Origin of the sequence: Exiguobacterium sp. s22 (assembly GCF_018617455.1) — a bacterium.
In the GTDB taxonomy this organism is placed as follows: domain Bacteria; phylum Bacillota; class Bacilli; order Exiguobacteriales; family Exiguobacteriaceae; genus Exiguobacterium.
Window position 1 is genome coordinate 298135 of record NZ_JACSKD010000003.1, and the last position, 8524, is coordinate 306658.

6 protein-coding genes are annotated in these 8524 nt (G+C 46.2%); all 6 read left to right on the plus strand.

Features of this window, described 5'->3' with window-relative positions; translation table 11 throughout:
- Positions 1-86: 86 nt before the first annotated feature.
- The 6 genes from dnaN to KNO94_RS07980 all read left to right on the plus strand — a co-directional run bounded on the left by dnaN (position 87) and on the right by KNO94_RS07980 (position 8303).
- Positions 87-1226 (plus strand): DNA polymerase III subunit beta, encoded by a 1140-nt coding sequence (dnaN, locus tag KNO94_RS07955; protein ID WP_031424075.1) that lies wholly within the window; start codon positions 87-89, stop codon positions 1224-1226.
- Positions 1227-1352: 126 nt separating this feature from the next.
- Positions 1353-1568 (plus strand): S4 domain-containing protein YaaA, encoded by a 216-nt coding sequence (yaaA, locus tag KNO94_RS07960; protein ID WP_015880213.1) that lies wholly within the window; start codon positions 1353-1355, stop codon positions 1566-1568.
- Between the two features lies 1 nt (position 1569).
- Entirely contained in the window at positions 1570-2688 is a 1119-nt protein-coding gene (gene recF, locus KNO94_RS07965; RefSeq protein WP_214742423.1) for a DNA replication/repair protein RecF, read from the plus strand.
- A 49-nt stretch (positions 2689-2737) separates the two neighbouring features.
- Positions 2738-4666: a DNA topoisomerase (ATP-hydrolyzing) subunit B gene (gyrB, locus tag KNO94_RS07970; RefSeq protein ID WP_214778733.1), complete on the plus strand. Its 1929-nt coding sequence runs from the start codon at positions 2738-2740 to the stop codon at positions 4664-4666.
- Between the two features lie 22 nt (positions 4667-4688).
- Positions 4689-7256, plus strand: a complete 2568-nt coding sequence (gene gyrA, locus KNO94_RS07975; RefSeq protein WP_214778734.1) for a DNA gyrase subunit A — start codon at positions 4689-4691, stop codon at positions 7254-7256.
- Positions 7257-7313: 57 nt separating this feature from the next.
- Positions 7314-8303, plus strand: a complete 990-nt coding sequence (locus KNO94_RS07980) for an HD-GYP domain-containing protein (RefSeq protein ID WP_214778736.1) — start codon at positions 7314-7316, stop codon at positions 8301-8303.
- Positions 8304-8524: the final 221 nt, after the last annotated feature.

Consider the following 8524-nt stretch of genomic DNA (forward strand, 5'->3'; position numbering starts at 1 on the left):
ACAGCCCTTATTACTATTATGACTTAAATAATACTATTATTATTATTAAGAAATGGAATCATTTCACCTTAGGAGGAATTATCCACATGCATTTAACGATTCAACGAGATGTATTCATGCAAGCCGTACAAGACGTATCAAAAGCTGTGGCTTCACGAACGACCATTCCAATTTTGACTGGCTTGAAACTTGAGGCACATGCGGACGGATTAACATTGACAGGAAGTGACACTGAGATTTCGATTGAACGTTTGATTCCAATCGAAGAGGGTGGAATGGAACTCATTCAAATTCAACGTGCCGGAAGCGTCGTCTTAAACGCCCGCTTCTTAGGAGAAATCGTGAAGAAGTTACCGACGAACGAAGTCACACTTGAAGTCTCACCGAACTTCATGACTCGGATTGAGTCTGGTCAAGCAGAATTCCATTTGAACGGTCTTGACCCAGACGAGTATCCGCGCTTACCTGAACTTGCGAGTGACCGTCGCTTCTATTTACCGGCGGATCTGTTGAAGACCATCATTCGTCAAACGAGCTTCGCAGTCTCTTCACAAGAAACGCGTCCTGTATTGACAGGGGTCAATTTCTCAGCAGAGAAAGGTTTCCTCACATGTGTCGCAACCGATAGCCACCGTTTAGCGCTTCGTCGTGCTCGTTTTGAAACGGATAACGATTTGACGTTCCAAAATGTCGTCGTTCCTGGCCGTTCACTCAACGAACTCGCGAAATTACTCGACCGTGAAGAGTTGCCGATTGAAATCGTCTTAACGGACCAACAAATTTTATTCCGTATGAAGAACATCTCATTCTTCTCTCGTTTGTTAGACGGTGCCTATCCAGACACGTCACGTCTCATTCCGGAAGAATATCGCACTGCGGTTCGGATGAATGCGAAAGAGTTCTTGCAGGCCATTGACCGTGCGTCACTCTTAGCACGTGCCGATCGCAACAACGTCATTAAATTCGTGGCGGAAGATACAACGGCAGTTGAAGTATCTTCACACTCGCCTGAAGTCGGTAAAGTATCGGAACGTGTCAGCATCCTATCACTTGAAGGGGAAGAATTAAAAATTTCCTTCAACTCCAAATTTGTGATGGACGCGCTCCGTGCACTCGATGCATCTGAAATCGAAATCCAGTTCACGGGTTCGATGCGACCGTTCATTTTACGACCGGTTGAACAAGATAGTGTTCTTCAACTGATTTTGCCAGTCCGCACATCTTAAGCTGCGGATAGGGATGATGAGGTGTCTTGCCTTGTCATCCCTCTTTTTGCCTTATTCGACGATTTTCGATAAACTAATATGTATGGCGATTTTTTCAGATCAGCATGTGAGAAAGGAAGTGACGACATGGAAAAAGTGTCGATTACAACCGAGTATGTGACGCTCGGACAATTTTTAAAATTAGCAGATATCATCTCAAGCGGGGGACAAGCAAAGTTCTTTTTAGAGGATGTCATGATTAAAGTGAACGGTGAGCAGGACCAGCGCCGTGGTCGTAAATTAAGAGATGGAGATACAATCGAAGTCGAAGGCTTCGGGGAATATCAAATCGAGGGAAACTGACGTGCATTTAAAGTCGATCCGATTGCAAAATTATCGCAACTACGAAACCCTCGAGCTAGATTTTTCAGAACAGACGAATGTTCTGATTGGTGAGAACGCCCAAGGAAAAACGAATCTTCTCGAATCGATTTATGTACTTGCGCTCGCAAAATCGCATCGGACGACACAAGACCGTGAGTTAATCGGTTGGGAAGCGGATGCTGCGAGTATCGAAGGACGGATTCATAAACGGACGGGCGAATCGGTGCAGAGTCTCTCTTTTTCTCCTAAAGGCAAGAAAGCAAAGCTCAATCATTTGGAACAACGTCGTCTCAGTGACTATGTCGGCGCGTTTAACGTCGTCTTGTTCGCCCCTGAAGACTTAGCCATCGTGAAAGGCAGTCCGCAAGGGAGACGGCGATTTTTAGATATGGAGATCGGTCAGGTCAGTCCCGTGTACTTACACGAGCTCAATCAATACTTGAAGACGTTAAAACAACGGAACGCCTTGCTGAAGCAGTTATCCACAAAAGGTGGCGACGAGACGTTACTCGAGGTCTTGACGGATCAATTGATTGAACTTGCCGTGAAGATTGTGATGCGACGTTATCATTTCATCGATCAGCTCGAAAAATGGGCCAATCCGATTCATTCTGGAATCACGCGAGAACTCGAAACGCTGACGATTCAATACGTTTCCGACACGTTTAACAAAGAACGTTTCTCAAAAGAACAGATGTTTGAAACGTATCGTCAAAAGTTTGATAAAATAAGAGAGAACGAACGACGAAGAGGTGTGACCTTGTTTGGTCCACATCGTGACGATTTTGAATTGTATGTCAACGATCGAAACGTCCAAACGTTCGGTTCACAAGGTCAGCAACGAACGGCGGCCTTGTCATTGAAGCTAGCTGAAATTGAGTTGATTCATGAAGAAGTAGGCGAATATCCTCTGTTGTTATTAGACGATGTGTTATCTGAGCTTGACGATCATCGCCAAACCCATCTCCTCGATACGATGGGACGGAAAGTACAAACGATTTTGACAACAACGAACATTGACGGGATTGCACATGAGACCATTCAGCAAGCTAAAGTGTTTCACGTGAAACAAGGCGAAGTTGAAACGGAATCCGTGTAATCGCGGCAAGAAGGAACACCAAATCATGTATAGTAGGTGAAAATAACCGATGAGTAATGAAAATGAAAAAGAATTGCAAGCGTACGGCGCCGATCAGATTCAAGTCCTTGAAGGCTTAGAGGCTGTCCGTAAACGTCCAGGGATGTATATCGGTTCCACAAGCTCTCGCGGTCTCCACCATTTGGTATGGGAGATTGTCGATAACTCAATCGATGAGGCGCTTGCCGGTTATTGTGACACGATCACAGTGACAGTCGAGCCAGGGAACTCAATTGTTGTCGAAGACAACGGACGTGGGATTCCAGTCGATGTTCAAAAGAAAACGGGCCGACCTGCCGTTGAAGTTATTTTCACGGTGTTGCACGCAGGTGGTAAGTTCGGCGGCGGTGGATACAAAGTATCAGGTGGACTTCACGGTGTCGGGGCATCAGTAGTTAACGCCTTATCGACAAAACTTGAAGTGTTTGTCCGTCGTGATGGGAACGTATATTATCAATCGTTCAAACGTGGTGTTCCACAAGGTGAGCTTGAAATCGTCGGAACGACTGATACGACAGGAACGACAGTCCGTTTCTTCCCAGACGGCGACATCTTCCAAGAGACGCTTGAATATGACTTTGATTTGTTAGCGACACGTTTGCGTGAACTTGCCTTCTTGAACAAAGGATTACGAATCGTTGCCAAAGATGATCGTGGTGATGAGACGATTGAACGTAACTATCATTACGAGGGTGGAATCAAGTCTTATGTCGAGCACTTGAACCGTTCTAAAGCGTCGATTCATGAGGAACCGGTGTATGTGCACGGGACGAAAGACGGAATCGAAGTTGAGATTGCCCTTCAATACAACGAAGGTTTCGCAAGTAACATCTATTCGTTCACGAACAATATTCCGACGCATGAAGGTGGGACGCACGAGACTGGATTTAAGACAGCGCTCACACGTGCCATTAATGATTATGCGAAGCGATTCGGATTGATGAAGGAAGCCGATGGCAGCCTCTCAGGGGATGATGTCCGTGAAGGATTGACTGCAATTGTTTCGGTCAAACACCCTTCTCCTCAGTTTGAAGGGCAGACGAAGACAAAACTTGGGAATGCAGATGCACGGACAGCAACGGACACACTATTTAGCGATACGTTCGAACAGTTCTTGCTTGAGAACCCATCGGTCGGTCGTCTCATTGTCGACAAAGGATTGATGGCTGCGCGCGCGCGTCTTGCTGCGAAACGTGCACGTGAGATGACACGTCGTAAAGGAATTCTCGAAGTCAGTTCATTGCCAGGGAAATTGGCCGACTGTTCTTCAAAAGACGCGTCGAAATCAGAACTCTATATCGTTGAGGGTGACTCAGCGGGTGGTTCAGCAAAATCTGGACGTGACCGTCACTTCCAAGCCATCTTGCCGATTCGAGGAAAGATCATCAACGTCGAGAAGGCACGCCTCGATAAGATTTTGGCCAACCAAGAAGTCCGGACCATTATCACAGCTCTCGGTACAGGAATTGCCGACGAGTTTGACTTATCAAAAGCGCGTTACCATAAACTCATCATCATGACCGATGCCGACGTCGATGGTGCACACATTCGTACGCTATTGTTGACGTTCTTCTATCGTTACATGCGTCCACTTGTCGAAAGTGGATATGTGTACATCGCGCAACCACCGCTCTATGGTGTGAAGCACGGGAAAGAAACAATCTACGTTCAAAATGACCGGGAGTTACAAGCGACACTTGCACAACTTCCTGAAAATGCACGTTATAGCGTTCAACGTTACAAGGGTCTCGGAGAGATGGATCCTGAACAGTTATGGAATACGACAATGAACCCGGAAACGCGTTCGATGCTTCGTGTCGACCTGCAAGATGCGATTGAAGCGGATGAGATTTTCGAAACGCTCATGGGTGACAACGTCGAACCACGCCGTGACTTTATTCAATCTCACGCCCATTACGTGAAGAACCTCGATATTTAATAAGAAGGGTAGGCAATAACGAATGGCAGAACAAGAAAATATCAAGGATATAAATATTAGCCAGGAGATGCGAACGTCGTTCATGGACTATGCGATGAGCGTCATCGTATCACGTGCCCTTCCGGACGTACGAGATGGATTGAAGCCGGTTCACCGTCGTATTTTATATGCGATGAACGAACTTGGGATTCGTGCGGACAAGCCCCATAAGAAATCGGCGCGTGTTGTCGGGGACGTAATCGGTAAGTACCACCCACACGGTGATTCGGCTGTTTATGAGACGATGGTCCGTATGGCTCAGGATTTCAGTTATCGCTATGAATTAGTCGATGGTCATGGGAACTTCGGTTCAGTCGATGGCGACTCGGCCGCTGCGATGCGTTATACCGAGGCACGAATGTCTAAAATTGCGATGGAACTCGTACGTGACATCGGAAAAAACACAATCGATTATCAACCAAACTTCGATGGTGAAGAAAAAGAACCGGTCGTACTCCCAGCTCGCTTCCCGAACTTCCTTGTAAACGGAACGAGTGGGATTGCCGTCGGGATGGCGACGAACGTCCCTCCGCATAACTTGAATGAAGTCATCGATGGGGTTTTGGCACTTTCCCATAACCCGGACATCACGATTGCGGAATTGATGCAACACATCCCAGGCCCTGACTTCCCGACAGCGGGAGAGATTTTAGGACGAAGTGGGATTCGTCGTGCATACGAGACTGGACGCGGATCGATTACGATGCGTGCGAAAGCCGAAATCGAAGTATTGAAAAATGGCCGTGAACGGATTCTCGTGCATGAGATTCCTTACCAAGTCAACAAAGCGCGTCTCGTTGAGAAGATCGCCGACTTGGTCCGCGATAAAAAAATCGAGGGTATCACAGACTTGCGCGATGAATCAGACCGTAACGGGATGCGAATCGTCATCGAGGTTCGCCGTGACGCAAACGCAAGTGTCATCTTGAACAACTTGTATAAGCAGACGCCAATGCAAACGACATTCGGGGTCAACATGCTCGCGCTTGTAGGCGGTCGTCCAAAAACGTTGAACATCAAACAAGCCATCTATTACTACATCGAACACCAAAAAGAGGTCGTGCGTCGTCGTACGCAATTCGATTTAGATAAAGCGGAAGCGCGTGCCCATATCTTAGAAGGTCTTCGTGTGGCACTTGATCATTTGGACGAAGTCATTGCCATCATCCGTAGCACACGTACAGGTGATGAGGCGCGTGAAAAATTAATTGCTCGCTTTGGACTTTCGACAGAACAAACGCAAGCGATCTTAGATATGCGTCTCCAACGCTTGACTGGGTTGGAACGTGAGAAGATTGAAGGCGAATATCGTGAAGTAAAAGCGTTGATTGAAGAGCTTCGTGCGATTCTTGGTGATGAGGAATTGCTCCTCGACATCATTCGTAACGAGTTAATCGAAATCAAAGAGCGATACGGTGATGCTCGTCGTACGGTGATTCGCACGGATATTGTTGAACTCGAGGATGAAGATTTGATTCCAGTTCGCGATATGATGATCACGCTCACGAGCGAAGGATATATCAAGTCAATCCCTTCGGATTCATACCGGACTCAGCGCCGTGGTGGACGTGGAAAACAAGGTATGGGAACGAACGATGAAGACTTCGTTCTTCGCTTGCTCTCAGCATCGACACACGATACCATCTTGTTCTTCACGAACTTTGGACGCGTTTTCCGTCTTAAAGGGTACGAAATTCCTGAGATGAGTCGTACTGCGAAAGGAATGCCAATCATCAACTTGCTTCAAATCGACAAAGGTGAAAAAGTCGAAACGATGATTCCGGTCGATTTCAACAGTTACCTCGCAAACCAGACGGTGGCGGAAGAAGCACAGGATGAGTCAGAAGAAGTAGCAGACGAACAATTGTCTCTCGTCTTCATTACGAAAGAAGGATTGATTAAGCGTTCGCCACTTTCGGCATATGCTCGAATCAACAAAAACGGTCTACGTGCCATCAGCTTGAATGAGACGGATGAACTTGTCACGGTTCGTTTAGCGAAGGGCGACGATGAAATGTTGATCGTCACCCGTCAAGGGATGTCAATCCGATTCCCTCTCGAAGGAGAAGTTCGCTCGATGGGACGTACGGCACGAGGCGTTCGCGCGATTCGACTGAAGAAAGACGACGATTTGGTCGTCTCGATGGAAATCGTTCGCACGACACAAGACGTCTTGATCATCACAGAAAAAGGATACGGAAAGCGTACGGCCATGGAGCAGTTCCGCACACAAGGTCGTGGCGGTTCCGGTATCATCGGAATCAAGACAGACCGTGGAACAGTCGTCGGGATGCGTGTCGTTGATGAAGATGATGACATCATGTTGATGACCGAGCTCGGTGTTGCGATTCGGATCGATTCGCAAACAATCTCTCAAATGGGTCGAAGTACTCGCGGTGTGAAAGTGATGAACATCGAAGAGGGCGATCGCTTAGCGACTATCGCAAAATTGAAAAAAGATGAGTTAGAAGAGGAATCAGCAGTCGATTTGGAGAATGGGTTTGAGGATGAAGCACCTGAAACCGACGAATCGTCTGATGTGAATGAGTAAGACGAGAGGTCGAACGGTGTTTCCGTTCGACCTTTTTATATATTAGGAGGGATTCGCGTGCGTTTGAACTTATCCACTGTACATGTTGGGATGACGTTATTGTCACCCGTTTCTTCCTTAGAAGCCGGAATCCACTTAACCAACGAACATTTGCGTTTGCTCCGTTTCTTAAAAGTAGAAGAAATTGATGTCTCACCTATCGAACGAATGACGTTTACTTCAAAAGAAGAGCAGATTCTTTGTGGTCAGGTGCTTCAATATGAGAAGCATTACAATCAGTGGGAAGAGAGAATCGCGCCTAACCCGTATGAAGGTTTAGAATTCATCCATCATCTCTTTCGTCAAGACGTCCCGCTTTCAGCGGTCGTCCATTTCTTTACACATCAGCCGTTACGAAAAAATCATGTCATTTATCATGCGATTTATCGAGCACTCGTCGCACGAGCTTTATCCAAATATCGTGGTGACGAGCATCAACTCCAATTTGATTATGGCATTGCGTCCTACTTTGCAGATGCAAGTTACGCTAAAATTCGGAAATGGTCGCACATGCGTTATTTCACAAAAATGGAACGAGAATTATTGTACCAACATCCACTTGTCTCGGCATCGATGCTTCCGAGTAGTCAAATATTACGAGGTCGTGTCTATCAATTAATTGCTGAACATCACGAACGATTGGATGGATCCGGATTTCCGAAGCGGTTGACGGAACGTGAATTGAATCCAGCGTCTCCTTTATTTATTGTCGCCGATCGCTTCTGTCAGTTAACCGCACCCCGGACATTCCGGAAGCCGCTCTCTCCGGAAGAGGCATATTTCTATATGTGGCAGAATAAAGCTTACGACGGGGAGGCACTATCGCTTCTTGCGACGTTACTCGGATTTTATGAAATGGGTCGGTCGGTGTTATTGAGTAACGGAATTCGTGGAACGATACACGCCTATACAAATCGTGTCGATCAACCCGTTGTCGTTGAAGCAACAGGAGAGACAGAATATGATTTATCTCGTTTAAATGAAATACACATTGTATCGTTTCTATAAGAAGAGACTGGCGATTTCATTCAATATAAAAGGATGGAATCGTCTTTATTTATTCTTTTTTAAAAAACTTTATTTTTATAGTTGACGGATATAATTTCAGGTGCTATTATAAATGAGTCGCTAAGAGCGGCAGACGAACTTTGAAAACTGAACGATGAGGCAAAAATAAGTTTTACCATTTTTGAATGAAGCGCAAGCTTCGTCAATTTAAGAGCTATATC